19 protein-coding genes are annotated in these 24,995 nt (G+C 70.5%); 4 read left to right on the top strand and 15 right to left on the bottom strand.

Annotation, left to right across the window (positions count from 1 at the left end; all coding sequences use genetic code 11):
* Positions 1-134 precede the first annotated feature (134 nt).
* From ACWD02_RS17655 to ACWD02_RS17635, 5 genes are all read right to left on the bottom strand, one after another.
* On the bottom strand, positions 135-1,022 hold the full coding sequence (locus tag ACWD02_RS17655; protein ID WP_451211044.1) for a FadR/GntR family transcriptional regulator: 888 nt from the start codon (positions 1,020-1,022) through the stop codon (positions 135-137).
* 162 nt (positions 1,023-1,184) lie between these two features.
* Positions 1,185-3,116, bottom strand: coding sequence for an ABC transporter ATP-binding protein (locus ACWD02_RS17650; RefSeq protein WP_451211041.1), 1,932 nt, complete (start codon positions 3,114-3,116; stop codon positions 1,185-1,187).
* Between the two features lie 225 nt (positions 3,117-3,341).
* Positions 3,342-4,103, bottom strand: a complete 762-nt coding sequence (locus tag ACWD02_RS17645) for an NUDIX hydrolase (protein ID WP_363209966.1) — start codon at positions 4,101-4,103, stop codon at positions 3,342-3,344.
* Between the two features lie 178 nt (positions 4,104-4,281).
* The gene (locus ACWD02_RS17640) at positions 4,282-6,255 is read right to left on the bottom strand and encodes a glycogen debranching N-terminal domain-containing protein (RefSeq protein ID WP_451211037.1); all 1,974 of its coding nucleotides are present in this window, start codon (positions 6,253-6,255) and stop codon (positions 4,282-4,284) included.
* Positions 6,256-6,558: 303 nt separating this feature from the next.
* Positions 6,559-8,007 (bottom strand): DUF4192 domain-containing protein, encoded by a 1,449-nt coding sequence (locus tag ACWD02_RS17635; protein WP_451211034.1) that lies wholly within the window; start codon positions 8,005-8,007, stop codon positions 6,559-6,561.
* A gap of 133 nt (positions 8,008-8,140) precedes the next feature.
* Between ACWD02_RS17635 and ACWD02_RS17630 the strand changes: the two genes are divergently transcribed.
* Entirely contained in the window at positions 8,141-10,330 is a 2,190-nt protein-coding gene (locus ACWD02_RS17630) for a RecQ family ATP-dependent DNA helicase (RefSeq protein WP_451211031.1), read from the top strand.
* A 214-nt stretch (positions 10,331-10,544) separates the two neighbouring features.
* Entirely contained in the window at positions 10,545-11,183 is a 639-nt protein-coding gene (locus ACWD02_RS17625; RefSeq protein ID WP_451211028.1) for a hypothetical protein, read from the top strand.
* Positions 11,184-11,389: 206 nt separating this feature from the next.
* On the opposite strand, the gene ACWD02_RS17620 is transcribed toward ACWD02_RS17625, so the two are convergent.
* The 3 genes from ACWD02_RS17620 to ACWD02_RS17610 form a co-directional block, all read right to left on the bottom strand.
* A complete protein-coding gene (locus tag ACWD02_RS17620; RefSeq protein WP_451211025.1) occupies positions 11,390-12,064 on the bottom strand; it encodes a hypothetical protein in 675 nt (224 codons plus the stop codon).
* 77 nt (positions 12,065-12,141) lie between these two features.
* Entirely contained in the window at positions 12,142-12,843 is a 702-nt protein-coding gene (locus tag ACWD02_RS17615) for a ribonuclease HII (RefSeq protein ID WP_451211022.1), read from the bottom strand.
* A gap of 47 nt (positions 12,844-12,890) precedes the next feature.
* Positions 12,891-13,505 (bottom strand): TetR/AcrR family transcriptional regulator, encoded by a 615-nt coding sequence (locus ACWD02_RS17610; protein ID WP_451211019.1) that lies wholly within the window; start codon positions 13,503-13,505, stop codon positions 12,891-12,893.
* A 124-nt stretch (positions 13,506-13,629) separates the two neighbouring features.
* On the opposite strand from ACWD02_RS17610, the gene ACWD02_RS17605 reads away from it, so the two are divergent.
* On the top strand, positions 13,630-15,186 hold the full coding sequence (locus tag ACWD02_RS17605; RefSeq protein WP_451211017.1) for an MFS transporter: 1,557 nt from the start codon (positions 13,630-13,632) through the stop codon (positions 15,184-15,186).
* Between the two features lie 178 nt (positions 15,187-15,364).
* On the opposite strand, the gene ACWD02_RS17600 is transcribed toward ACWD02_RS17605, so the two are convergent.
* The 5 genes from ACWD02_RS17600 to ACWD02_RS17580 form a co-directional block, all read right to left on the bottom strand.
* Positions 15,365-17,134: a DUF4153 domain-containing protein gene (locus tag ACWD02_RS17600; RefSeq protein WP_451212017.1), complete on the bottom strand. Its 1,770-nt coding sequence runs from the start codon at positions 17,132-17,134 to the stop codon at positions 15,365-15,367.
* 170 nt (positions 17,135-17,304) lie between these two features.
* On the bottom strand, positions 17,305-18,213 hold the full coding sequence (locus tag ACWD02_RS17595) for an ADP-ribosylglycohydrolase family protein (RefSeq protein ID WP_451211014.1): 909 nt from the start codon (positions 18,211-18,213) through the stop codon (positions 17,305-17,307).
* A gap of 12 nt (positions 18,214-18,225) precedes the next feature.
* Entirely contained in the window at positions 18,226-18,885 is a 660-nt protein-coding gene (locus ACWD02_RS17590; RefSeq protein WP_451211011.1) for a histidine phosphatase family protein, read from the bottom strand.
* Positions 18,886-19,015: 130 nt separating this feature from the next.
* A complete protein-coding gene (locus tag ACWD02_RS17585) occupies positions 19,016-19,621 on the bottom strand; it encodes a YdbC family protein (RefSeq protein ID WP_451211008.1) in 606 nt (201 codons plus the stop codon).
* Between the two features lie 33 nt (positions 19,622-19,654).
* Entirely contained in the window at positions 19,655-20,488 is an 834-nt protein-coding gene (locus ACWD02_RS17580; RefSeq protein WP_451211005.1) for an arylamine N-acetyltransferase family protein, read from the bottom strand.
* A gap of 193 nt (positions 20,489-20,681) precedes the next feature.
* Between ACWD02_RS17580 and ACWD02_RS17575 the strand changes: the two genes are divergently transcribed.
* A complete protein-coding gene (locus ACWD02_RS17575; RefSeq protein WP_451211002.1) occupies positions 20,682-21,209 on the top strand; it encodes a TerD family protein in 528 nt (175 codons plus the stop codon).
* Between the two features lie 111 nt (positions 21,210-21,320).
* Here the strand turns inward: ACWD02_RS17575 and ACWD02_RS17570 are convergent, their stop codons facing one another.
* Entirely contained in the window at positions 21,321-24,218 is a 2,898-nt protein-coding gene (locus tag ACWD02_RS17570) for a vitamin B12-dependent ribonucleotide reductase (RefSeq protein WP_451210999.1), read from the bottom strand.
* 133 nt (positions 24,219-24,351) lie between these two features.
* Positions 24,352-24,906, bottom strand: coding sequence for a transcriptional regulator NrdR (gene nrdR / locus ACWD02_RS17565; protein WP_451210996.1), 555 nt, complete (start codon positions 24,904-24,906; stop codon positions 24,352-24,354).
* Positions 24,907-24,995: the final 89 nt, after the last annotated feature.

The following is a 24,995-nucleotide window of genomic DNA, read 5'->3' as shown; positions in this document are numbered from 1 at the left end:
CAACGACCGCGTCGCCGGGTCCCTGCCGGATCCCCGAGGAACCCGCAGAAGCCCGGCGACGCCACCGCGCCAACGGAGTGATGAGGTCGGGCCGCGAGGCGCATCAGCCGGCCGTACGAACGCAGACCCGGCCGTCAGTGCTCGCGGGGGGCGGGCACGACGCGCTCCACCTCCGGGTGGACGGTGAGCAGCTGGCGCATGGCGGCCTCGGCGCCGGGGCCGTCACCCGCGCCGAGGGCGTCGGCGATGCGCGAGTGGTGCACCAGGGACGCCTCGGTGGGGCGGTCGCAGCCGGTGATCGGGCCGCCCGAGACCTGGAGCGCGGCCGAGACGATGCCCGACAGGTGCTCCAGCATGCGGTTGCTCGCGAGCTGGATGAGCAGCGAGTGGAACTCCGCGTCGGCGCGGGAGAAGGTGATCCCGTCGCCCTGGCTCAGGGCGTGGCCCATGATCTCGACCATGTCGGCGAGCCGCTGCTGCACCTCCTCGCGGCCGTGGCCCGCGGCGAGCCGCGCGGCGAGGGGCTCGATCGTCCAGCGCAGCTCGCTGAGTTCGCGGCGCTGGTCGTCACGCTGCGGCCCGAACGCGCGCCACTCGATGATGTCCGGGTCCAGGAGGTTCCAGTCGCTGACGGGGCGCACGCGCGTGCCGACATTGGGCCTGGCACTGACCAGACCCTTCGCCTCGAGTACGCGCAGCGATTCCCGGACGACGGTGCGGGAGACCTCGAACCGCTGGCCGATCTCCTCGGGGACCAGCGGGCGGTCGGCTCCGAGGTCTCCGGAGACGATCATCTGGCCGAGCTGCTGGACGAGTTGGCCGTGCAGTCCACGGCCGCGACTGCCGGCGGTGCGTCGTCCCACGCGGCCGAGGTCGTGGTCGGCGCTGTCCCAGGAGGGCGCACCGACGCGGTCGGCACCCGGGGCCTCGGCGTAGGGGTAGCGGTCGAGATCGCCCGGGCCGGCGAGGCCGGAGTCTGCGGAGCGGGCGGCGGTCATCATGGTGTGCGCAAGGGTACTCACGGAACCTTTGTCGGCGTGGCTCCCAAGTCCCTTGAGGTCTTTGGTGAAAAGCACACGAAAGGGTGATCGCTTACCCCGCCGCAATTGACGCCTTATCGGAAAGAAATGGGCGTTCTCCGGGGGAGTTGTGCGCAGCACGTGAACGGAACCGACGGACGGTTGTCATCGAGCCCTGCCACGCATCCCTGTGAGCAGATACGCGCAGAGCAGAGCGGTCACCGACAACATCAGCGCACTGCCCACAGGTTGAGCGACCATCCGGACTCCACCGGCCAGATATCGCTCGACACCGAAGGGCCACTGCACCAGCGCGAGGTCGCGCAGCCTCCCGGGGAGCCCCGCCGCCGATCGCACAGACGGCCCCTCCAAGGCCTTTTGTACGAGCGGCACGACGACGATCGGCACCGCGAGAACCGCGGCGAGACCGGCGGTCGTGGACCGGAAGACTCCTCCGGCGAGAACCCCCGCCCAGGCACAGCCACCGACCAGGGCGAACCAACTCACGCTCAGCGAAAGCCAGTCGGCGGGAACTTTCGCGACCTCTTCTCCGTATACAAGGTGCAGGAGAGCGGCGTCGGAGATCAGCACAAGCAGGCTCAGCAGGAGCGCGGTGGCGGCCGCGACGGCCAACTTGGCGCTGAGCAGCCCCAAGCGGCGGGGGACGGTGCCCCGGTCGGCGGCCAGGGCGGGGTGGCGGAACTCTTCACCGAAGGCGAGGGCGCCGAGCAGTCCGGCGCCAAGCGCCGCGGGCGGCAAGGGAAGTTCCTGGGGCCAGGCGGCCAGCAGGTAGGGCTGCGGCGTGTGCCCACTCCGGGCGAGGAAGACACAGATCACGGCGGAGACAGCGAGGACGGCGGCCGTGGAGAGGTAGCCGGTGCCCACACCAGCGGCGCGGCGCAGTTCGTAGCGCAGGGGGCGTAGGGGGCTGCGGGCAGGGCGGACGGAGATGGGGGGCGGCAACTGGGATGGCGCCGCGGGGGCCTGCTGGGGGGTGACGGCGGCGGTGACGGTGGTGGTGGCCGGTTCCGTGGGGGCGAGCGGGATGAGGTTCTTGGCCGCGGGGGCGGGCTCTTCCGCGGGCGTGGTCTCGGCCTGGGGGGAGGCCTTGGCTTCGGGTTCGGGTTCCGGTTCGGGTCCCCGTTCGGGTTCGGGTTCGGCTTCGGCTTCGGCCGGCGTGACAGTTGCCGTGGGAGAAGGCGCGGCAACCTCAGCCGCCGCAGGCCCCGCATCCCCGATCTCGTCGGCGAGTTGATGGACGAGGATTCCGTGACGGAAGGCTGTCTCCCCGATGTCGGCACAGTTACTGCCGTACACCGAGAGCCGGTTGCCGTCCTCCTTCACCACCTCGATGGAGCGTTGCCGGGCGCGGGCCTCCTTGGACAAAAGCGCGCCGAGCCGTGCCGCGTGCGGGCTGCGTACCGCGACCCGGGGGCGTAGCCGGGTGCGGGCGAACTCCCTGGCTTCCTGGTCGGCCACCAGCCGGCCCGCTTCCAGCGTCACGACGCGATCGGCGGTGCGCGCGGCTTCCTTGGGGTCGGCCGTGGAGAACAGCACGGTCCCGCCCTGGGCGGCGTGCGCGCGCAGAACGCTGTGCAGCCAACCGCCCTCACGAGCCGAGAGCCCGTCGGCAGGGTCGTCCAGGACGAGTGTGTGCGGGTCGGCGAGGAGCGCGCAGGCGAGGCCGAGACGACGGTCCATGCCGCGCGAGAGCGTGCCGAGGCGCTGATCGCGAAGGCTCACCAGACCGACGACTTCGAGTACGTCGTCGGCGCGCTGGACGGGCACACCGGCGGCCGCGCACAGCATGCGCAGCTGACCTCGGACCGTACGGCCGGGGTGTCCGGGAACCTCACCCAGGAGTACGCCCACCTCGCGCGAAGGATAGGTGATGCGGTGCAGCGGACGCCCTCTGAAGTAAGTGATACCTCGGCCCTGTTGGAGTTCGAGCATGAGCCTCAGCGCCGTCGTCTTACCGGCGCCCTGCGCGCCGAGCAGTGCCGTGACACGGCCTGTTCGCGCCTCGAAGGACACGTCGTCGACGGCAGGCGGCAGCTCCTGGCGGGGATTGCTTGTCAGTCCGATGGCCTGGATCATCGCTTCTCTCGCGGGATGTGCGACCGCTCGACGGCCAGGTTCGTCCGCCGGGTCGGGGACGGACGAACCCCGTGGGTACATCAGCAAGATAACGCGATATTTCTGGCATTTCGGTCAGGGTGGGGGCCGCGGGTGTCCATCACGCCGCCGGACCGACGGATGGCCGACAGGTGACCGGTGGGGCGACCAGCGAAGCGTCCCTCGGGGCGACCCGCGGCGCGAGCCTCAGACTTCGGGGCGCAGCATCGGCGGGTTGAGCAGCGTCGCGCCGCCCGCCCGGAAGAGCTGAGCGGGGCGACCGCCCTGGCGCGTGGTCGTGCCACCGGTGGGGACGAGGAAACCCGGCGTGCCGGTCACCTTGCGGTGGAAGTTGCGCGGGTCGAGCACCACGCCCCACACGGCCTCGTACACGCGGCGCAGCTCGCCGACCGTGAACTCGGGCGGGCAGAAGGCCGTCGCCAAGGAGGAGTACTCGATCTTCGAACGTGCGCGCTCCACGCCGTCCGCCAGGATCTGTGCGTGGTCGAAGGCGAGCGGCGCCGCCTGCTCGTCCTCGCGTCCGTATCCACCCTGGTTGAGCAGTGCCTCGACCGGCGCCCAGCGCGCGCTGTTCGCGTCGCCGCCGGCCCGCGGGGCGGGGAGATCGGGAGCGAGCGCGAGGTGGGCAACGCTGACGACCCGCATCCGTGGATCACGCTTGGGATCGCCGTACGTGGCCAGCTGTTCCAGGTGCGCGCCGTTCGCCTGGGCCGGGGAGTCCGGATCGTGCGCGCACAGCCCCGTCTCCTCCACCAACTCGCGCGCGGCGGCCGCCGACAGGTCCTCGTCGTCGCGCACGAATCCGCCGGGCAGCGCCCAACGCCCCTGGAACGGCGACTCGCCCCGGCGTACGGCAAGCGCGCAGAGCGCATGCCGACGCACGGTCAGCACGACCAGATCGACGGTGACAGCAAACGGCGGGAAGGCCGACGGGTCGTAGGGCGACATGCCGCGATCATAGTCGTCTGCCTGACGATAAACAGCTCCTCCGGCATCCGATCCCGACCGGATTCACCGGCCCTCACGTCGGGTTTGAGCCACACCCGTCGTACGTGAGCCACACCGGCCGCAGGTCCTTGCCTCGTTCACCACACCACCGCAGCGCCGTCCCCCCTTGGGCCGCCAGTCACACCCCCAGCTGCAGCCCGTCGGCCGCTTCCTCGACCATGGCGAGGCCGAGTCGGCTGACGCGCACGGAGAACGGGGCGCCCGCGACGCGCAGCGCCGTAAGGCCCAGCTCCCCCAGGGGTGCGCTGCGGACGGGGCTCAGCGTCACCGTGCCCGACGGGGCGTCGGGCCGGATCCCGGCGAGCGCGGTGAGGAGCTGCACCCCGGCAGCCGCAGCGGTGGCCGCCGGGCGGCAGGCCGCGGGGTGCGGCAACGGAGCACCGCCCTCCGTGCGCTGCTCCCCCGCGTACATCTCAGGCAGCCGGTAGCCGAACGTCTCGGCCGCCGCCATCACCCCTCGCAGCAGCCCGCTCGCCTCCTTCTCGTAGCCCGCGGCCGCCAGACCCGCGACGGCGACCGCCGTCTCGTGGACACGGACGGCCCCGCCACGATGGCCGAAAGGGTTGTACGCGGCTTCCTTGGCCCCCAGGCTCCGCAGCCCCCACCCCGAATCCATGGCGGGCCCGCCCAGCAGCCGGGCGAGCTGCTCCGTCCGCACCTTGTCCAGCAGCCCTGGCGCGAGCACGCCCGCTCCGAGCAGCCCCGTGTCGAGGAGGTGCGCGGCTCCGCCGGTGAGCAGCGGCACGGGGCGACCGTCGGCCAGGCAGGCCGCGGCGGGTCGGCCACCCGCCCGGTCCTCCACCCAGAAGTCCTCCTGGAAGGTGCCTCGCAGCCGCTCCGCCCACTGCCGCAGGCCGGCACCGCCCGGGCGGCCGTGGGCATCCAGCAGGTCGGCGCCGAGCAGCGCGGCCCGGTGGGCATGGGCCTGGGTCTCGCAGCGCGCGGGCCCACCCGGGTACGGGTCCGGCAGGAGCCCCCCGTCGCCCACCGCGGCAAGCAGCCACCGCAGGCAGCGCTCGGCCGCCGGCAGCAACTCCTCCGTCTCCTGAGCCGGCAATCCCCAGCGCCACGCCTCCGCCAACACCACCGGGAAGAGCAGCGTCGCCTCGACCCCCGTGCACCCGGGCGGCAGATGCGGCCCCACGTTTCGCAGCGGCCCGGGGATCATGCCCACCCGTGGTCCCTTGCCCGCGAGTTGACGGCGGGCCAGCGTACGCAGTGTCCCCACGGCGATCCCGGTGCCGAGCGGCAGGGCCATCCGGGCGGCGGCGAGGGCCTCGGCCGGCGCGAGCCCGCAGCGCCATGGCGCCCCCGCGGCCAGGTGGACGTCGGTCGGGTGCTCGGGGTCCCGCAGCAGCAACGCCTGGAGATCCTCCACGGACCGGTCCAGCAGGGCGTGGGCCCTGGGGTCGTCGCCCGCGGCCCGCGCCGTGGCGAGGGAGCGCGACGTCCCGTGCCCGATCGCCCTCGCCGGGCCCGCGCCTTCCGGGCGCACGCGCAGCTCCAGGCTCCAGGTGCCGCCCGGCGCCAGCTCCACCTCCCAGCGCAGCAGTCCCGCCGAGGCCAGCGCGTCCGCGGGCGCCGGGTGTGCAGTGACCACACAGTTGCCCGAAGGCGCGGACCAGCGCATTCCGGAGTCGTGGACCGTGGGGGGCAGTTCGGGGCCGGTGTTGCCGGAGGCGACTGCTCCGAGCTCCGCCAGATCCGTGCCGAGCGACACCTCCACCGGTAGTCGCAGGCGCCGGGCGGCGGCGCTGCGCAGGGTGATCCGCTCCGTGCCGTCCGCATACCGCGTTCGCTCGACGATCACGTCCGGGTCCGGGCCGCCGTCCGCGGCGGGCCGCAGCGTCGCCGTGAAGCGGGCATGGTCGGCCGAGAGCATCCGTGCCTGCACGGCGATCGGCTCGCGCCCCGCCACGCGTAGCTGACAGCGGGACAGCAGCCTGCGCCCCGCGCGGTAGAACCCCTCGAGTCCGCGGCCGGTCAACTGGCCCTGGTCCGTCGAGATGGCGAGCGCGGGCAGGGCGACACAGATCAGCGTGGTGTGTGCGGGCGGCAGTTGCGCCAGGCGACGCGGCCCGGGAGCCCGCATGGATCCGCCGGGTGGGGGCGGGGAGCCCAGCACGGGCCGCTGGGGTCCCCCTCTGCCGGAGACGGGGGACGGGGCGGGCAGGGGCATGAGACGGCCTCTTCTGCGCTGTCCGCGCTACGGGAAGTCGGGGGTCGTACGGCGGATCGACCCAGGCACAGGTACCGCCACTCAGGTGAACGGACCTGCACCGCCGCAAGTCACGCCTACCGGAGGGGAAGCCACTCGCCCGGCCCTGGCCCGACCCGTACGGCAGCACGGCCGGCGCCTGCCCGGCGCCTACCCCCGGGTGCCACACACCTGCGTTCACGTGTCGTTCCTCGCCGTGCGACGGATGGTGCGGCGACGGTTCTGTGGCCCCGTGGCCGGCCTGTCGGCGACCCGTGCGCCGGTGCCGCCCTTCGGGCGTGCGGGGCGGCGGCGTCGAGGGGCGACACCGACCGGCTCAGCCACCGGCTCACCTTCGGGGTCCGAAGGCTCTGCGGGCTCCGAAGGCTCCGAAGGCTCCGAAGGCTCCAAGGAGAGTGGCAGTTCGGTCTGCACTCCCGTGGCACTCCGGTCGCTTCGCTCCGTACGCAAGCAACGGCGGATCGGCTCGGGGTCCAGATCTCCGGTGCAGGCATGGTGCAGGAGTTGCGCGAAGGTGTAGCTCGGATCGGCGCACAGCGCCATGGCGAGGGCTTCCTGGCCCTCCGTGGTGTCGCCCAGGGACCATGCGACCCAGCCCGCGAGCGACAGCGGTGCCGCCGCGTGCTCCTTGTAGGCCCCGACGCAGCGGCGGGCCAGGACCCGCCAGAGACGTAGCGCCGATGCCGCGACATCGCCTTCCATCCACTCCGCGGCCCGATCTCGCGTCGTACGGTCCTGCAGACCGAGGATCAGCGCGGCGGCCTCGTCGTGCGCGAGGAGCTCGTCGTCCTGGAGGTCCGCCTCAAGCCTGTCACCGACCGCCGGCGCGGCAACCATGCGCGCCATGATCCGTCGGGCCAGGTCAAGCGTGTCGGCGGCGACCGCTGCGCGCCCGTCCTTGCCCAGCATCCGGTGCACGAGCGCCATGCCCGCCGCGTCGAGCGCGGCTTCCTGGTCAACTGCGGCGACGGATTCCCAGGGGGACAATCGCGCCCGCATCTCTCGCGGGGTGACGCCTACTTGGACGCCGGCGTATGCCGTGGCGGCTGCCAGGACCGAGGTGCCGGGACGCAGCAGTGGCACGCCCTCCGGCGGGCAGCATTGCTTGTTCGGGCAGCAGTAGGTCCAGAAGGTGCCCGCCGAGATGCACACGACCTCGAACACTGGGACGTCGAGCCTTCCGCAGGCGGTGCGGAGTACCTGCGCCAGTGGTCGCAGGCGCTCCATGACCTGCCGGCCGGTCTCGGCGCCGTCCGGCTCCGCGCAGAGGAAGGCCACGATGCCGTCAGGTCGGGCGCCACGCCGCTCGCAGCCACCCACCAGGCACTGGGCGAGCTGCTCCGCGATGGGCGGCCAATCCTCCGCACGCCCGGGAATACCGAGGCGCACCCGGCCGCCGAACCGCCCCCGCTCGCCGTGCAGGGCGATGAGGACGACACTCTCCTCGGGCCTGAACCCGAGCAAATACGGCAGGGCGTCCGCGAGTTCGGCCGGGGTGCGCAGGGTGACCGTCGTCTCGTCGATGGACGCCGTTCGCTCAGCCGAGTTGCTGGAGTTGCTGGAGCTGATGGAGTTGGTGGAGCTGCTCGAGTCGATCGGGTTGTTCTGCTCGCTGTGATTCGTCATGCGCCGACTCTCCCGCGGATGACCAGCTTCCGGTTTGTCCTGTGGATAAGTACGGTCAGGGGCACGCCAAGAGTTATCCACAGCTCAGCGGACCCGTTCGCCTAATGTCAGACCCATCGGGTTGCATGGGGGCATGAGCAACGAAGATCTGCGCACGGCGGCCGATGCCGTACTCGCCCGCCTCGTCGGCGGCCCCGCGCCCGCAAGCGGCGAGGCGTCTGCGCCAGACGGCCCACGGCTGCGCGAGGACCAGTGGCGCGCGATCGAAGCGCTCGTCGCCGACAAACGACGGGCACTGGTCGTCCAGCGCACGGGCTGGGGAAAGTCCGCCGTGTACTTCGTCGCGACGGCACTGCTGCGGGAGCGGGGCAGCGGCCCCACCGTGATCGTCTCCCCGCTGCTCGCGCTCATGCGCAACCAGGTGGAGTCGGCGGCGCGAGCCGGCATCCGCGCCCGCACGATCAACTCCTCCAACACCGAGGAGTGGGAGACCATCCAGGCCGAGGTCGCCTCCGGCGACGTGGACGTCCTCCTCGTCAGCCCGGAGCGGCTGAACAACCCGGACTTCCGGGACCAGGTCCTGCCCAAGCTCGCCGCCGCGACCGGCCTGCTCGTGGTCGACGAGGCGCACTGCATCTCGGACTGGGGCCACGACTTCCGGCCCGACTACCGACGGCTGCGCACGATGCTCGCCGACCTCCCCCCTGGCGTCCCCGTCCTGGCCACCACCGCGACGGCCAACGCGCGCGTGACGGCTGACGTGGCCGAACAGCTGGGCACCGGTGGCAGTTCGGACGCGCTCGTGCTTCGCGGGCCCCTCGACCGCGAGAGCCTGAGCCTAAGCGTCCTGCAACTTCCCAATGCGGCACACCGGTTGGCTTGGCTCGCCGACCACCTGGACGAGCTGCCGGGCTCAGGAATCATCTACACGCTCACCGTCGCCGCAGCCGAGGAGATCACCGCCTTCCTCCGGCAGTGCGGGCACACCGTCACCTCGTACACCGGAAAGACGGAGAACTCGGACCGCCAGCAGGCAGAGGAGGATCTGCTCGCCAACCGCGTGAAGGCCCTGGTCGCCACCTCCGCCCTGGGGATGGGCTTCGACAAGCCCGACCTCGGTTTCGTGGTGCATCTCGGCTCCCCCTCCTCCCCGATCGCGTACTACCAGCAGGTCGGTCGCGCGGGCCGAGGTGTTGATCATGCGGAGGTGCTGCTCCTTCCGGGCAAGGAGGACGAGGCGATCTGGAACTACTTCGCCTCGCTCGCCTTCCCGCCCGAGGAGCAGGTCCGGCGCACACTGGACGTGCTGGCGCAGGCGGGCAGGCCCCTGTCGCTGCCCGCCCTGGAGCCCCTGGTCGAGCTGCGCCGGTCACGCCTGGAGACCATGCTCAAGGTCCTCGACGTGGACGGAGCGGTCCGGCGCGTCAAGGGCGGCTGGACCTCCACGGGGATGCCCTGGGCGTACGACGCCGAGCGGTATGCCTGGGTCGCCAAGCAGCGACAGACGGAACAGCAGGCGATGCGTGACTACGCCACGACTCCCGGCTGCCGGATGGAGTTCCTGCGACGGCAGCTGGACGACGAGGCAGCCGCCCCCTGCGGCCGCTGCGACAACTGCGCGGGAGCGCGCTTCACCGATGCCGTGTCGTCCGGGGCGCTCGACACGGCGAAGGGCGAACTGGTCCGTGCGGGCGTCGATGTGGAGCCCCGCAGGATGTGGCCCACCGGGCTCGCCGCGATCGGCGTCGACCTGAAGGGACGCATCCCCGCCGGGGAACAGGCCTCGCAGGGCCGGGCATTGGGGCGCCTCTCGGACATCGGGTGGGGCAACAGGCTCCGCCCGATGCTCTCGCCGCAGGCCCCTGACGGGCCGGTGCCCGACGACGTGGCGAACGCTGTGGTCGGTGTCCTCGCCGACTGGGCGAAAGGTCCCGGCGGCTGGGCATCGGGCAGCGCCGACGCGCAGCCGCGACCGGCCGGCGTCGTGACCATGTCCTCGCACACCAGGCCCCAGCTCATCCAGTCGCTGGGTGCGCGGATCGCGGAGATCGGCCGCCTGCCCCTCCTCGGCTCCATCGAGTACGCCGCAGGAGCCGATTCGACGCACGTTCCGAGGAGCAACAGCGCCCAGCGTCTGCGCGCCCTCGACGGGACGCTGACCGTGCCGCCCCAGCTCGAAGCGGCGCTCCGGGAAGCGGGTGGCCCCGTGCTGCTCGTCGACGATCTGACGGACAGCGGCTGGACCCTGGCGGTGGCCGCGCGCATGCTCCGCCGAGCCGGAGCCAAGGGGGTCTTGCCGCTGGTCCTGGCTGTACAGGGCTGACGAAAGCGTCAATGGGGGGCGCCGTGGGCAGGGATATAGAAGGCGCATCACCAGATACCGGTCGGCGTTCCCAATTGCTCGTTGCCGCAAGGCAGTCCGACGGGAAGAATTGGTAGCGCTCCCCGCGCGGCTCTCCGTGGCCCGGCAGCACTGTGCCGCGGTGCGCTCCCCCAGTCCGACCCCGCCCTCTGGGCGCGTAGCCGAAGGGAGGACCGTGACCTTCGGATTCGCTCCGTCCGCTGCGGCATCGATGCCGGATTCCTCGACGTCGGCTGAGATGTCCGCCGATTCCGCCAACCGACTGGCCCGGATGCTGGAGCCCGCGGAGTGGTCAGCCGCGGGGATCCCCCTGCTGCGCAACCCACGTGAGGTCGTCAGCGGCCTGCACGCCCGGCATCGTCCGACGCCCGCGACAGCCGTCGTCGCCGTTCTCGATCCGGAGGAACGGCTGCGGGCGAGCGCCTCGTTCACCCGTCGGCCGAGCGCGGCGGACGGCTGGGTCTTCCGTAACGCCCTGCTCGCGCAGTTGCGCCGGATCATCCCGCACGATCTGCGCCGCCGCACACCGGTGCGTACGGCTGTCCTGCTCTACTGCCGTGACGGTGACGCGCGTTGGACGCAGGAGGACGGGGCGTGGATGTGGGGGCTGCGTGACGCCTGCACGCTGCACGGGCTGCGGTGCGGCGCCTACATCACGTTGACCCGGGACGGCTGGCAGGTGCTCGGCGAGGGGCGCGGCGGCCGTCGGCCGAGCACCGGATCACAGCCCGAGACCTTCGCCGACACCGATCCGCCGCCACCACGCACCGGCGGCGCGGCGTCCGACGTCCTGCGCCGAGCGGCGGCACGCTGAGGCGTCCGCCGCACCACCCGCCGCGAAGCGGGCCACAGGCATGGACCGGCGCGCGCCGACCGGCAGCGTCGCGCTATGCGCGACACCACAGCTCGCAGCTCACTTCGCCATGTCACCGAAACCGGTCGCCCCACGCCGCGACTTCGTCCACCTGACGACGAACGTCAGGCAGCCGAAGCCGTGGCGCGGATGTCGGACAGCGAGCGTCAGACGCCCGCGCCCAGCATCGCGTTGATCCGCTGCGGGTCACCGCAGACGATCAGCAGGGTTCCGGCCCGGGCGAGCGCCGTCGGCAGCGCGCCGACAGCGATCTCCTCGCTGCCGCCGTTGATGGCGACGACGACCACGGGGCGGGACACGGCACGGTCCAGGGCGGCGGCGTCCGCGTAGAAGACGTCGTCACCCGCGTCGTGCTGAGCCCAGTAGGAGACCTCGCCGAACGACAGCTCGTGCGTGGCCCACGGGTGCGGGTCGCCGGTGGTGATCACCAGCACCTCACCCGGAGCGCGGCCCGAGTCGAGCAGCAGGTCAACGGCTTCCTCGGCGGCGTCGAGCGCCCCCTCGACGGGAGCCGGGATCAGCTGGATCTGCGGAACCGAAGTACCGGCGTCCGTCGCGGGGCCCGCGGGGACACCGGCGGGAGCGACGGACGATACGGAAACAGCCGGGGCGGACGGCCCGGGCTTGGCGGCCGGCTCACGCGACGTGCGCTGCGCCGGCGGCGTCGGCCGGGCGGGGCCCGGTCGGCCAGGACGCGGCGCGGCCGCGGGACGCGGGCCGGGTACGGGGCGGGGGGTCGGCGTGATGCGGCCACTGGCCGGGGTCACGCGGGGACCCTGGGCACTCTCGTGAATCTGAGGCTCCTCGGGACTGAGAGGCATGCGTTGTTATTTATCAAACGCCGGTGCGGGTGGCATCGGCGGGTGGCACTGGAGTGCGATGGGAACTGCCGGAAGCGTCAGAAATCGAAGCCGAGCTGGCCCTCGATCTCCGGAACGCTTCCATCCGCCCAGCTGCGGGCCTTCTTGAGATGCCGCCACTGGGGCAGCGCATCAAGATACGCCCACGACATCCGGTGGTACGGGGTGGGCCCCCGCTCCGCCAGCGCGGCCTTGTGCACCGGCGACGGATAGCCGGCGTTGGCCGCAAAACCGAAGTCTGCATGTTCGATACCCAGTTCGGCCATCATTTTGTCGCGCCGAACCTTCGCGATCACCGACGCCGCGGCGACGGCCACACAGGATTGGTCGCCCTTGATCACCGTACGAACCCGCCAGGGAATCCCGAGATAGTCGTGCTTCCCGTCGAGGATCACCGCTTCCGGACGCACCGGAAGCGCCTCCAGGGCGCGCACCGCGGCGAGCCGCAGCGCGGCGGTCATCCCCATGTCGTCGATCTCCTCGGGCGAGGAGTGCCCCAGCGCATAGGCCGTGACCCAGCTCTCCAGCTCCCCCGCGAGCGTGGTGCGCCGCTTGGGAGTGATCAGCTTGGAGTCGGTGAGTCCTTCGGGCGGCCTGCGCAGTCCCGTGATCGCCGCACATACGGTGACCGGTCCCGCCCACGCGCCGCGCCCGACTTCGTCGACTCCGGCAACGATCTTCGCTCCGGTGGTAGCGCGAAGGGAGCGCTCGACGGTGTGGGTGGGTGGTTCGTACGGCATGGCGCCTGACAGCGTACGCCGCCACATGCCGCCAGCGACACCCAGGTCTACCGACGAAGCAGCGGAACCATGACCTGATCGATCAGGTCGGCGAACTCCTCGTCCCCCCATTCGCTCCCGCACACCTTGGATCGGTACATCATCATCGCCGGAATGACCTCGCATACGTAGGAATTCGTGGCCTCGGGACGGACCTCTCCGCGCTCGACCCCGCGGCGTACGACCTCTTGGATCAATCCCACGCTCGGCCCGATGACCCCGTCGAAGATCACGCCGTGAAACCGCTCGGCCGTCACCGTGTCGCACTCGTGAAGGACCGCGCGGAGAGCGAACCCGGGCCGCGAGAACATCGCCTCACGCATCTGGCTGCACAGCTGGAGGAGGTCCTCCCTGACCCCTCCGCAGTCCGGTGCGGAGTCGAGTTTCGGAAGGCCGGCCTGCAGCGCGTCGACGACGAGGTCCTCCTTGGAGGGCCAGCGGCGATAGACGGCGGCCTTGCCGGTCTGCGCGCCCGCGGCCACGCCCTCCATCGTCAGGCCGGCCCAGCCGACGGTGCTGAGCTGTTCGAGCGTGGCCTCGAGGATCGCCCGTTCGAGGACGGGGCCCCGGCGGCGCAGGGAGGCCGTCTGAGCGGGTGCGGCGCTCCAGCGCGAAGTAACCATCGACATCTCTCCGTTGGAGTTCGAGGCAGTGTCAGTGAACGGTTGCGTTCACTGATGGGGAGTCACTACCGTTGACGGGACAGTGAACGGGAGCGTTCACTAACGCACTTGTGGGGGACCCATAGTGACAACCTCTCAGTTAGCCAAAGGTCAGAAGCCCGGTGCCGCCCGCCGAGAAGGCCGGCCCGGTATAGCCCTGACCGTCATCGCGGCCTGCCAACTCATGGTGGTCCTCGACGCGACGATTGTGAACATCGCGCTCCCGCACATTCAGGACGCGCTCAAATTCTCGACCACCGACCTCACTTGGGTCGTCAGCGCTTACACCCTCACCTTCGGCGGCCTGCTGCTTCTCGGCGGCCGGGCCGGGGACATCCTCGGCCGCCGCCGGGTCTTCATGACCGGCATCCTGGTCTTCACCCTCGCCTCGCTCCTGGGCGGATTCGCGCAGGAGCCCTGGCAGCTGCTGGCGGCGCGCGCCCTGCAGGGCGTGGGTGGCGCGATCGCGTCGCCAACCTCCCTGGCCCTCATCACCACGACGTTTCCCGAAGGCCCCGAGCGCAACCGCGCCTTCGGGGTGTTCGCAGCCGTCTCCGCGGGCGGCGGCGCCATCGGCCTGCTGACCGGCGGCATGCTCACCGAGTGGCTCGACTGGCGCTGGGTGCTGTTCGTGAACGTGCCCATCGGCATCCTGATCGCCTTCCTCACCCCGCTCTACATCAGCGAGTCCGAGCGCCATCCGGGCCGTTTCGACATCGCGGGCGCCCTCACGTCGACCCTCGGCATGGCCTCCCTGGTCTACGGGTTCATCCGGGCGGCCGAGGACGGCTGGAGCGACAGCCTCACCATGGGGTCGTTCGGCGCGGCGATCGTGCTGCTCCTCGCCTTCGCCCTGATCGAGAGCCGGGCGAAGGAACCGATCACTCCGCTGAAGATGTTCGCCGACCGCAATCGCTCCGGCTCGTACGTGATCATGCTGAGCCTGGCCGCGGCGATGTTCGGCATGTTCTTCTTCATCGTGCTCTTCGTCCAGAACGTCCTGGGCTACACACCGATCGAGGCGGGCCTCGCCTTCCTGCCGGTCACGGTCGCGATCGTGGCGGGCGCCGGCATCTCCCAACGGCTGCTTCCGACCCTCGGCCCCAAGCCGTTCATGGTGATCGGATCGGCCCTCGTCGCCCTCGGACTCGGCTGGCAGACCCTCATCAGCCCGGACAGTTCGTACGTGAGCGGTGTGCTCGGCCCGATGCTCCTGTTCGGCTTCGGCATGGGTCTGAACTTCGTGACCCTGACACTGACAGCCGTCTCCGGAGTGGCCCAACACGAGGCGGGCGCGGCATCAGGGCTGCTCAACGCGACGCAGCAGGTGGGCGGTTCGCTCGGCCTCTCCATCCTGACCACGGTGTTCGGCACGGCGAGCCGCGACGAGGGCAAGGAACAGATGGCGGACTTCATGGCGAACGCCTCGCCGGAACAGAAGGCCGCCTTCGCCAAGACCGGCGAACTGCCCGCGCCCTGGGGGCACGAAGTGCTGTCCGAGGGGATCTCGACGGCCTTCATACCGGCCGTCGCCATGGCCCTGCTCGCCCTGGTCATCGCGCTGGTGGTGGTCCGGGTACGCAAGAGCGACATGGACGCGCTGTCCGGTACGGCGAGCGCGGCGGGTCCGGCGGGCGGCTGACAGGCAGGCCCCCACGCGTACGTGCCGGGTCGCCCGCGGCGGGCCGCCCGCAGTGCCGGACCGCCCGCGGTGCCGGGTCGCCCGCGGCGGCGGGAGAGCGACCCGGCACTCGCCGCCGTGGAAGACCACTGCCGCACTCTCGCTGCCCAGAAGACCGGCGCCCCCGACCGCGCACGACTCAGCGGTACGAGGTCTCCCCGCCCTGGTCTGTGCAGCCCGACGAGGGTGCCTCGGGCGGCCGGTCGTCGAGGATCTCCCTGGCCCGCGCCTCCCCCAGGCTGGTGGCGTACCAAGGGCCCCTCTCGGGACCGAGGCTCGTCTCGATGCCCTCGAGGACGCAGGAACGCAGCGGTTCCGCCAGCCCGTCGAAAGCAGCAGCAGCATCGGCGGACAGCCCTCGCGCGTACTCCAGGTCGAACTTCCCGGTGTCTTCGTAGCGCTGCACATTGCGCTCGGCGATGAGTCCGTCAGGCGAGAGGAGCCCGAAGGCCAGTACACCGGCGGCCGCGCTCGCCGCAACGGCGCGCGGCAACCACCGCGCGCCCCACACCCCGGCCGCCATGATCAGCACGATGACCAGGCCGAGCCAGAGCTCGACGGCCACGACCGACACCCTCAGCCTGGTGAGGCCGTACGCCTCGACGTACATGTCCATGCGCCGCACCGCTGACGCGACGACGACGAGTGTGAGGGCGCAGAGCGTGCCGAGCACGGCGCGCACCAGACCTCGGTCACGCGCCCCGCCTCGCGGTGCCCAGCGCAGGGCGAGGACGATGACGACCAGGGTGAGCAGCGTGGCGAGCAGCAGCTGCCAGAAGCCCTGGCGTGCGTACGCGGCGTACGACAGGTCGGTCTTCTCCAGGACCGCGTCGTAGCCCCCGAAGAGCACGGCAAGCTGCACCACGTTGAAGGCCGCGAACAGCAGGTTCAGGACGATCAGCGGCAGCGCCCACTCGACGCGGCCCCGCTCCCGTCCAGGACTCACGACGAGCCGGTCCCACCGCACGGGCGCGGCAGCGGTGTGCGCCGCGGCGAGCGCCCCTACGACACCGGCCGCGAAGAGCAGCAGACGCCACGGCCCGTCGGCAACGGAGGCGTCGGGCATCAGATCGCCGAGCAGCCCCGCGAAAGCGGCGTCGGCCCCCGCGAACAGTGCGCCGAAGACCAGCAGCAACACGGCGGTCACCGCGACCGCCCGCAGTACGGGACCGCTCCTGGACCCGCTCGCACGGTCCCGCATCCCGCGCCAGCCCCAGCCGAGGCCGGAGAGCACCGCTTCGAAGAGACCGATCGGGCCGAGCAGCACGCCGGGCCAGGTACGGCAGCCGTGCAGCGCGAGCGAGCCGAGGCCGACGGCGCCGACGATGGCGAGGAACGAGGGCCAGCCCGCGTCCCGCAGCGCGGGCACGGCAAGCAGCGCGAGGCCGCCGATGGCCCAGGCCAGCGTCCATGGGCGCGGCCTACGACCGGCCTGCTCGGCGGCGAAGTACGCGGCGAGCGCGGCGGGCACGGCGACGATCAGCAGGTTGAGCGCGAGCCCGTCGCCGAGCAGCAGCATGCTCAGCAGGCCGGTCGCGAGCACCGCGCCGAGCGTCCCCGCGCGGACCGGGGCGGGCGGCTCGGAACGCAGGCCGGCCAACAACGGCTCGTGCCTGTATGCGCCCTCCGGGTACGCCCAGTCGGGACGAGGCCCTGGGCCGTCCCCCGCGGGGCGCGGCCGGGGCACGGCGTCCTGGGGTTCCTCGGGCGCCTCGCCGTGGCTGTCGCCGTCCGCTCGCCGCACTGCCGGCGGCTTTCTGGCTGGATCTCCTACCGGCTGTGCTGGTGAATCCTCCACATCTGATGGCTCAGGTGTGGACGGTGAATCGGACACGGGACCCCCTCCCGGCCGGCCCGCACGTGCAGCAGACGGCACGCACGCGTGGCGGGGCCGCCGGGCGACCGGCATCTCTTTGAGGCGCAAGCCATGATCAACTCGCGGCCTGCCGGAAAGAGTAGCCGGGCAGCCCACGACGGCCCCCACATCGGCCATGCTGTGGCATGACCGTGACAGTCGCACAGGAACCCCGAGGTCAGCCCGCCGCGACCGCCCAGGTCAGCCCGCCGTAAAAAGCGAAGTCAGCCTGCCGTGACCGGCACCCAGCCGGGCAATGCCTCGGTCCGCTCCAGCCACGCGTCGGAGGGCGCTCCGCCCTCGCCGGCAGCGACCACTCCGCCCACGATGGCGCAGGTCGTGTCCATGTCGCCGCCCACCTGCGCGGTGGACCAGATGGCCCGCTCGTAGTCACCCAGGCCACGAGCGGCCGACCACAGCGCGAACGGCACCGTGTCGTGTGCCGTCGTGCGGCGGCCGCAGCCGAGGACCGCGGCGACCGTCGCCGCGTCCCCGTAGTCGAGCATGTCCCGCGCGCGACGGAGCCCCGCTCCCACTGCGCTACGGGGCACGAGGTCGATCACGCCGTCGAGCAACGCCTTCGGCGCGGGCGGCCCCGCGGGGTCGGCCGTGAGCGCCGAAGCAGCGGCCACCGCCATGGCTCCCACGACCGCCTCACGGTGCTGGTGCGTGGGGTAGGCGGAGATCTCCGCCTGGTGGGTCGCCTGCTCGGGATCGTCCGCGTACCAGGCACCGAGCGGGGCGATCCGCATGGCCGCCCCGTTGCCCCAGGAGCCCTGCCCCTTGAACAGCGCGGAGGCCAGCTCACGCCAGTCCCCGCCCTCCCGGACCTGCCTGAGCAGCCGGTTCACGGCAGGGCCGTAGCCGCGGTCGAAGTCGTGGTGCTCGGCGAAGGACAGGGCCAGGGCGTCCTGGTCGATCCGGTCGTGCCGGATCAGGACCGCGAGCACGGAACAGGCCATCTCGGTGTCGTCGGTCCACTGCCAGGGACCTTGGGGCGCTTCGCGGCGCTTCAGCAGGGGGTAGTTCGCGGGCACGAAGAACTGTGAGCCCAGCGCGTCCCCCACCGCCAGTCCACGCAGGCTGGCCAGAGCGCGGGCCAGGCGCCGGTCGGGAGAGGAGTCAGCGGTCATCGCCCTGCCACTCTATCCGGTGACGCCGTAGGGCTCGGGTTCGCGCCAGCGTTCGAATGGCCGGTCCAGTGTGTACTTGCCGTCGTCGCCGAGCACCAGCGTCCTCATCTCGCCGTTCCCGGGGTTGGACAGCGACTCGAACTCCGCCACCGACCAGTGGAACCAGCGCATGCAAAAGAGCCGCATGGTCAGGCCATGGGTGACAAGAAGGACGTTCGGGGGATGGTCCGGGGCCTCGAAACTCCGGTAGAGACTCTCCAGGAACGCGCCCACCCTGTCGTACACGTCGGCCCCTGACTCACCCTGGGCGAAGCGGTAGAAGAAGTGCCCGTACGCGTCCCGGTAGGCCTTCTGCAGCCTGACGTCGTCCCTGTCCTGCCAGTTTCCCCAGTCCTGCTCCCGCAGGCGCGGCTCCTCGCGGATTCTCACCAAATCGGGGTCGAGCCGCAGGGCCCGGAAGGTTTCGTGGGTACGTCGGTAGGGCGAGACGTACACGCTCACCCGCTCCCGGCCGACGACCTCCCGTAGCTGCTCACCCGTCTCCTCCGCCTGGCGCCAGCCCTTCTCGGTGAGCGCCAGCGCGTGATCGGGTTCGCGTTCGTACACGGTGTCGTCGGCGTTTCCGGCCGACTCGCCGTGCCGGACAAGGAAGATGCGCTGCGGACGTGCCATACGGAAACCCTAGATCGGCCCCTCCCCCGCGGCTCAACCGGTCGGCCGCCGGGGCTCCATCCGGCGTACGCGATTGCCGCCGCCGCTTCCGCTCACGGCAGCAAAACCGCAGGTCACCGCATGTGGGGTGTCACACCGTCCACGACGGCTCCAGTTCCACGACGTCACCGGCGAGCGCGGCGACGTCGGCCTCCGTCTGGGCCCGCAGCAAGAGGCGCTCCACGCGCTCCCTGCGGTACTTGCCGTGCTCGGCGGCCGAAAGCCACATGGAGAGCACCAGGAACTCATGCCCGGGTGCCTCCCCGAAGAGCCCGCGCACCATCCCCGGAGAGCCCGCCATCGCCGGATTCCAGACCTTCTCCTGCATGAGCGCGAAGTGCTCCACCCGCGCCTCGCGGACCCGGCAGTGCGCCACCCGCACCACGTCGGCGTCCGTGAAGCGCGGTTCGAAGCCCGTCTTCACGTCGAAACGATGGTCGAAGAGCTTGATCTGGATGTCCTTGAAGGTGCCCGACTGCGTGGCGGCGAGCCGGTCATGCGAGCGCGCCATGAAGGAGTCGTAGAAGGCCCGGCTTTCCCAGAAGCCGAAGACGTGCGCCACGCCCGGCCGCTCCCGACTCCACCCCCCGCCCTGTCCCCGGAACCCCGGCTCCCCCAGAAGCCCCGCCCACTTCCGCTGTCCCCGCTCGAACCCCCGTCGGTCCACCACGGTGCAGCGAATCCACTTGACCAGCACCGCGCCATCGTACGGCGCGGAACGTGGCCCGGGTCACGCTCCGGCGTAGTGCGCCCGGATCAGCCCGGCGCGATCATCGGCGGTCAGTTCAATACCGAACTCACGGTCGAGGAGGTTCCCCAACTCCTCCGCGGATACGTCCCGTTCGTCCGATGTGCCGTCCGGTCGCGTCACTGTCAGGCGCTCGCCGACCAAGGTGCGCCGCACCTCGGGAGCGGCCTTCTGGATCACCGGGCGGCGGATGAACGACGACAAGGGGTGGGTCGATGTGTAGTGGTTCATCACTACGTAGTCGACGGCAAGACGTTCTTCCAGCGTGTATTCGTAGAGGTCGAACCAGCCGTCCGCGTGCTCGGTCCGCAACACCCGCGCACCGTTTGCCTCTTGGACGATCCCGAACCGCCACTCTCCTTGTCGCACGTCTTGCCGTACGTCGCCCTCGTCCCCCAGAGGGATCGGTTCGATCAGGCCCTCGGCGCCGAAACCGACGTCACAGTGCCACTGCCGACCATCCGCCTCGACCTTCAGGAGCATGTGCGTCACCGCGCGCCGCGACGAGGCACCCGCCCTGACCCGGGCACCGAGCCCCGTGACGGCGAAACCGATCCGCTCCAAAGCCGCCGCGAACAGAAGGTTCTGCTCGTAGCAGTAGCCGCCTCTGCGCTGTCGCACCAACTTGTCCTGCAGAGCGCCCAGATCCAGCGGCACGGATCGTCCGAGCATCATCTCCAGGTTCTCGAAGGGGATCGACGCCACATGCGCACGGTGCAGCGCACGGAGGGTGTCGAAGTCAGGCTTCGCCTCCCCTTCATGACCGACCCTGGCCAAGTAGGCCTCGATGTCCAGTTCTTCCCCGTTCCATGTCATGAGGGCAATGATCTACGCGCGCGCAGGGGCACGCCACCTGGAATGTCCGCGTCAGCCCCAACAGCCTTACCGATCAGGAAACTTCAGTGATGTCAGTCATACGCCGTAGCGTGTCCGTAAGACATGCCGTCCGGACATGCGTGGTGCGGCAGCGGCAGCCGGGATGACGACGAGTACGACGAGGTGGAGCTCCGTGAGCAGTGTCAGCAAGGGGATCAAGAAGGTCGAGGTCGGGCTCAAATGGGACCCCAGCCCGGTCGGCGCGCCCGCGCATGATCTCGACATCATCGCCGCGACCTACGCCGCGCACGCTCCGTACGACAGCCCGGTGTACCTGGTGCACTTCGACAGCCGCGCCCCCGACGGGACGATCACCCTCAACAGGGACAGCAAGACGGGCCAGGGCTTCGGCTTCGACGAGGTCATGACCCTGGAGCTCGACCGGCTCGCGGTTGCCTACGCGCGCGTGGTGGTCGGCGTCGCCATACAGCCCAACGAGGCGCGCAAGGTGTTCGGCGACATCCCGAACACCGGGGTGCGCATCCGCGAGGGGCACACCGACCTCGCGCAGAGCGATCTCTCCGCCGTCTCCGGGCACACCGCTGCGACGATCGCGGAGTTCAACCGCGACGAGTCGGGCGCATGGTCCTTCCGCGAGATGATCCGCGGGTTCGACGCCGACCCGACGTCCTTCGCCGCGGTGATGGGCACCGAGATCTGAGCACCACGCCCGGACCGGGAAACGCCAAGGGCGGTGACGCCGATCTCTCGACGTCACCGCCCTGGACGGTCAGGCTTCACTCACGGCTGGTGCCGGGAGCTCCCGGCCGGGTCAGCTGCAACCGCTGGTCGAGCCGCAGCCCTCGCAGATGTAGCAGGAGCCGGCCCGCTGCATCTTCGTGCCGCAGGAGAAGCACAGCGGCGCGTCGGCCTGGATGCCGAGCTGCATCTCGACGAGCTCGGCGCTGGTGTGCGCCTGCTGCGGAGCGGGCTTCTCGGCCTCGGCCTTCGGTTCGGCGACCGCCTTCAGGACCTCGGGCTGCCGCGGGGCGGACTGGGCCAGGCCCTCGACGTCGACGTCCGACTCGTCCATGGACGGCTCGTACGAACCCGTCTCCAGGTGACGCTGACGCTCCTCGGCCGAGTGGATGCCGAGCGCGGAGCGCGTCTCGAAGGGCAGGAAGTCCAGCGCCAGGCGGCGGAAGATGTAGTCGACGATCGACTGCGCCATCCGCACGTCCGGGTCGTCCGTCATGCCGGCCGGCTCGAAGCGCATGTTCGTGAACTTCGAGACGTACGTCTCCAGCGGAACGCCGTACTGCAGGCCCACGGAGACGGCGATCGAGAAGGCATCCATCATGCCCGCGAGGGTCGAGCCCTGCTTGGACATCTTCAGGAAGACCTCGCCGAGACCGTCGTCCGGGTAGGAGTTGGCGGTCATGTAACCCTCGGCGCCACCCACGGTGAAGGAGGTGGTGATCCCCGGGCGGCCCTTGGGAAGGCGCTTGCGCACGGGACGGTACTCGACCACCTTCTCGACCGCGGCACGGATCGTGTCCTCGGTCTTCTCGGTGACCTCGACCTTCTCCTGCTCCTTCTTCTTGGCGGAGAGGGGCTGGCCGACCTTGCAGTTGTCGCGGTAGATGGCGAGCGCCTTGACGCCCATCTTCCAGGCCTCGTAGTAGACCTCTTCGACGTCCTCGACGGTCGCCGTCTCCGGCAGGTTGACCGTCTTGGAGAGCGCTCCGGAGATCCACGGCTGGATGGCCGCCATCATCCGGACGTGGCCCATCGCGGAGATGGAACGCTCGCCCATCGCGCAGTCGAAGACCTCGTAGTGCTCGGGCTTCAGGCCGGGGGCGTCGATCACATTGCCGTGGTCGGCGATGTGGGCGACGATCGCCTCGATCTGCTCCTCCTGGTAACCCAGGCGACGCAGGGCCTGCGGCACGGTGCCGTTGACGATCTGCATCGAGCCGCCACCGACGAGCTTCTTGAACTTCACCAGGGCGAGGTCGGGCTCCAGGCCCGTGGTGTCGCAGGACATCGCGAGACCGATGGTGCCGGTCGGGGCGATGACGGACGCCTGGGAGTTACGGAAACCGTTCTTCTCGCCGAGGCGGATCACGTCCTGCCAGGCCTCCGTGGCGGCGGCCCAGATCGGCGAGTCCAGGTCGTCCACGCGGGGCGCCGTGGCGTTCGCGTCGGCGTGCTGCTTCATGACGCGCTTGTGCGGCGTGGCGTTCTTGGCGTAGCCCTCGTAGGGGCCGACGACCGCGGCGAGCTCGGCGGAACGCTTGTACGACGTACCCGTCATCAGGGAGGTGATGGCGCCGGCCAGGGAGCGGCCGCCGTCGGAGTCGTACGCGTGGCCGGTGGCCATCAGGAGGGCGCCGAGGTTGGCGTAACCGATGCCCAGCTGGCGGAAGGCGCGGGTGTTCTCGCCGATCTTCTGCGTCGGGAAGTCCGCGAAGCAGATGGAGATGTCCATCGCCGTGATGACCAGCTCGACGACCTTGGAGAAGCGCTCGGAGTCGAACGACTGGTTGCCCTTGCCGTCGTCCTTGAGGAACTTCATCAGGTTCAGCGAGGCGAGGTTGCAGGACGTGTTGTCCAGGTGCATGTACTCACTGCACGGGTTCGAGCCGTTGATCCGGCCGGACTCCGGGCAGGTGTGCCAGGCGTTGATGGTGTCGTCGTACTGGATGCCGGGGTCGGCGCAGGCCCAGGCGGCCTCGGCCATCTTGCGGAAGAGCGACTTGGCGTCGACCTCCTCGATGACGTCACCCGTCATGCGGGACGTCAGGCCGAACTTGCCGCCCTCCTCGACCGCCTTCATGAACGTGTCGTTCACGCGGACCGAGTTGTTGGCGTTCTGGTACTGGACGGACGTGATGTCGTCGCCGCCCAGGTCCATGTCGAAGCCCGCGTCACGCAGGGCGCGGATCTTCTCCTCTTCCTTCACCTTGGTCTCGATGAAGCCCTCGATGTCGGGGTGGTCGACGTCGAGGATGACCATCTTGGCCGCGCGGCGCGTGGCGCCACCCGACTTGATCGTTCCTGCGGACGCGTCGGCACCACGCATGAAGGAGACCGGTCCCGAGGCGTTGCCACCAGAGGACAGCAGTTCCTTGGAGGAACGGATGCGGGACAGGTTCAGGCCGGCGCCTGAGCCGCCCTTGAAGATCATCCCCTCTTCCTTGTACCAGTCGAGGATCGAGTCCATGGAGTCGTCGACGGCCAGGATGAAGCAGGCGGAGACCTGCTGCGGCTGGGGCGTTCCGACGTTGAACCAGACCGGCGAGTTGAAGCTGAAGATCTGGTGCAGGAGGGCGTACGCCAGCTCGTGCTCGAAGATCTCGGCGTCGGCGGGCGAGGCGAAGTAGCTGTAGTCCTCGCCGGCCTTCCGATAGGTCTTCACGATGCGGTCGATCAGCTGCTTGAGGCCGGTCTCGCGCTGCGGGGTGCCAACGGCCCCGCGGAAGTACTTGCTGGTGACGATGTTGACCGCGTTCACCGACCAGAAGTCGGGGAACTCGACGCCACGCTGCTCGAAGTTGACCGAGCCGTCGCGCCAGTTGGTCATGACGACGTCTCGGCGCTCCCAGACCACCTCGTCGTACGGATGCACGCCGGGCGTCGTATGGATGCGCTCGATACGCAGACCCTTGCTGGCCTTGGATCCCTTGGCTCGGGAACCTCGTGCCGGGCCGCTCGTCGTCTCGGTCATGCCGCCTCCCTGTATCAGGCTAAAACGCCCTGAAGTGCCACGATGTTCCCGTGACACGGTGTTGTCTGGTGCCGCGAAAGCCGCGAGGCCTCCGCAACAGGTCTGTGTGTGCCGCCGTCGGCCGTTCAGCCGGTCAGTCGGCGGCAGTGGCGGGCACCGGGACTTCGACAGTCCCTCCGGGCCCGCAATCCTTCGCGCCGGGCTCCCCGCCGGCGCCCTGCGGCTCTTCGTCGAGCCGCTTGTCCCGCTGGTCCCTCAGTTCCCCGACGGCAGCCTCGAAGTCGTCGAGCGAGTCGAACGCCCGGTACACGGACGCGAAGCGCAGATAGGCCACGAGGTCCAGCTCCTGCAGCGGACCGAGTATGGCCAGACCGACGTCGTGCGTGGTCAGTTCGGCACTTCCGGTGGCCCGCACCGCCTCTTCGACCCGCTGGCCGAGCTGGGCGAGCGCGTCCTCGGTCACCGGACGCCCCTGGCACGCCTTGCGTACGCCGTTGATCACCTTCGTACGGCTGAACGGTTCGGTCACGCCGCTGCGCTTGACCACCATCAGCGAACACGTCTCCACGGTCGTGAAACGACGGGAGCAGTCGGGGCACTGACGGCGCCTGCGGATCGACGTGCCGTCATCGGTGGTGCGACTGTCGACCACGCGACTGTCGGGGTGCCTGCAGAAGGGGCAGTGCATGGAACTCCCAACCCTCCTTCACGACACGACTCGTAGGCCTCAACAGGCCCGTGAGGCCCTCGAAGCAGCCCCAAGCATAGGCGATGCCC

Source organism: Streptomyces sp. NPDC002853 (assembly GCF_053591915.1).
The sequence above is the reverse complement of the archived record's forward strand: the minus strand, read 5'-3'. Positions and strand labels throughout refer to the sequence as shown.

What these genes read in the sequence shown, in the direction of transcription:
- ACWD02_RS17650 (WP_451211041.1), bottom strand. Translation starts at nt 3,116, where the DNA reads ATGATCCAGGCCATCGGACTGACAAGCAATCCCCGCCAGGAGCTGCCG.
- ACWD02_RS17645 (WP_363209966.1), bottom strand. Translation starts at nt 4,103, where the DNA reads ATGTCGCCCTACGACCCGTCGGCCTTCCCGCCGTTTGCTGTCACCGTC.
- ACWD02_RS17640 (WP_451211037.1), bottom strand. Translation starts at nt 6,255, where the DNA reads ATGCGGGCTCCCGGGCCGCGTCGCCTGGCGCAACTGCCGCCCGCACAC.
- ACWD02_RS17635 (WP_451211034.1), bottom strand. Translation starts at nt 8,007, where the DNA reads ATGACGAATCACAGCGAGCAGAACAACCCGATCGACTCGAGCAGCTCC.
- ACWD02_RS17630 (WP_451211031.1), top strand. Translation starts at nt 8,141, where the DNA reads ATGAGCAACGAAGATCTGCGCACGGCGGCCGATGCCGTACTCGCCCGC.
- ACWD02_RS17620 (WP_451211025.1), bottom strand. Translation starts at nt 12,064, where the DNA reads ATGCCTCTCAGTCCCGAGGAGCCTCAGATTCACGAGAGTGCCCAGGGT.
- ACWD02_RS17615 (WP_451211022.1), bottom strand. Translation starts at nt 12,843, where the DNA reads ATGCCGTACGAACCACCCACCCACACCGTCGAGCGCTCCCTTCGCGCT.
- ACWD02_RS17610 (WP_451211019.1), bottom strand. Translation starts at nt 13,505, where the DNA reads ATGGTTACTTCGCGCTGGAGCGCCGCACCCGCTCAGACGGCCTCCCTG.
- ACWD02_RS17600 (WP_451212017.1), bottom strand. Translation starts at nt 17,134, where the DNA reads ATGCCGGTCGCCCGGCGGCCCCGCCACGCGTGCGTGCCGTCTGCTGCA.
- ACWD02_RS17595 (WP_451211014.1), bottom strand. Translation starts at nt 18,213, where the DNA reads ATGACCGCTGACTCCTCTCCCGACCGGCGCCTGGCCCGCGCTCTGGCC.
- ACWD02_RS17590 (WP_451211011.1), bottom strand. Translation starts at nt 18,885, where the DNA reads ATGGCACGTCCGCAGCGCATCTTCCTTGTCCGGCACGGCGAGTCGGCC.
- ACWD02_RS17580 (WP_451211005.1), bottom strand. Translation starts at nt 20,488, where the DNA reads ATGACATGGAACGGGGAAGAACTGGACATCGAGGCCTACTTGGCCAGG.
- ACWD02_RS17570 (WP_451210999.1), bottom strand. Translation starts at nt 24,218, where the DNA reads ATGACCGAGACGACGAGCGGCCCGGCACGAGGTTCCCGAGCCAAGGGA.
- nrdR (WP_451210996.1), bottom strand. Translation starts at nt 24,906, where the DNA reads ATGCACTGCCCCTTCTGCAGGCACCCCGACAGTCGCGTGGTCGACAGT.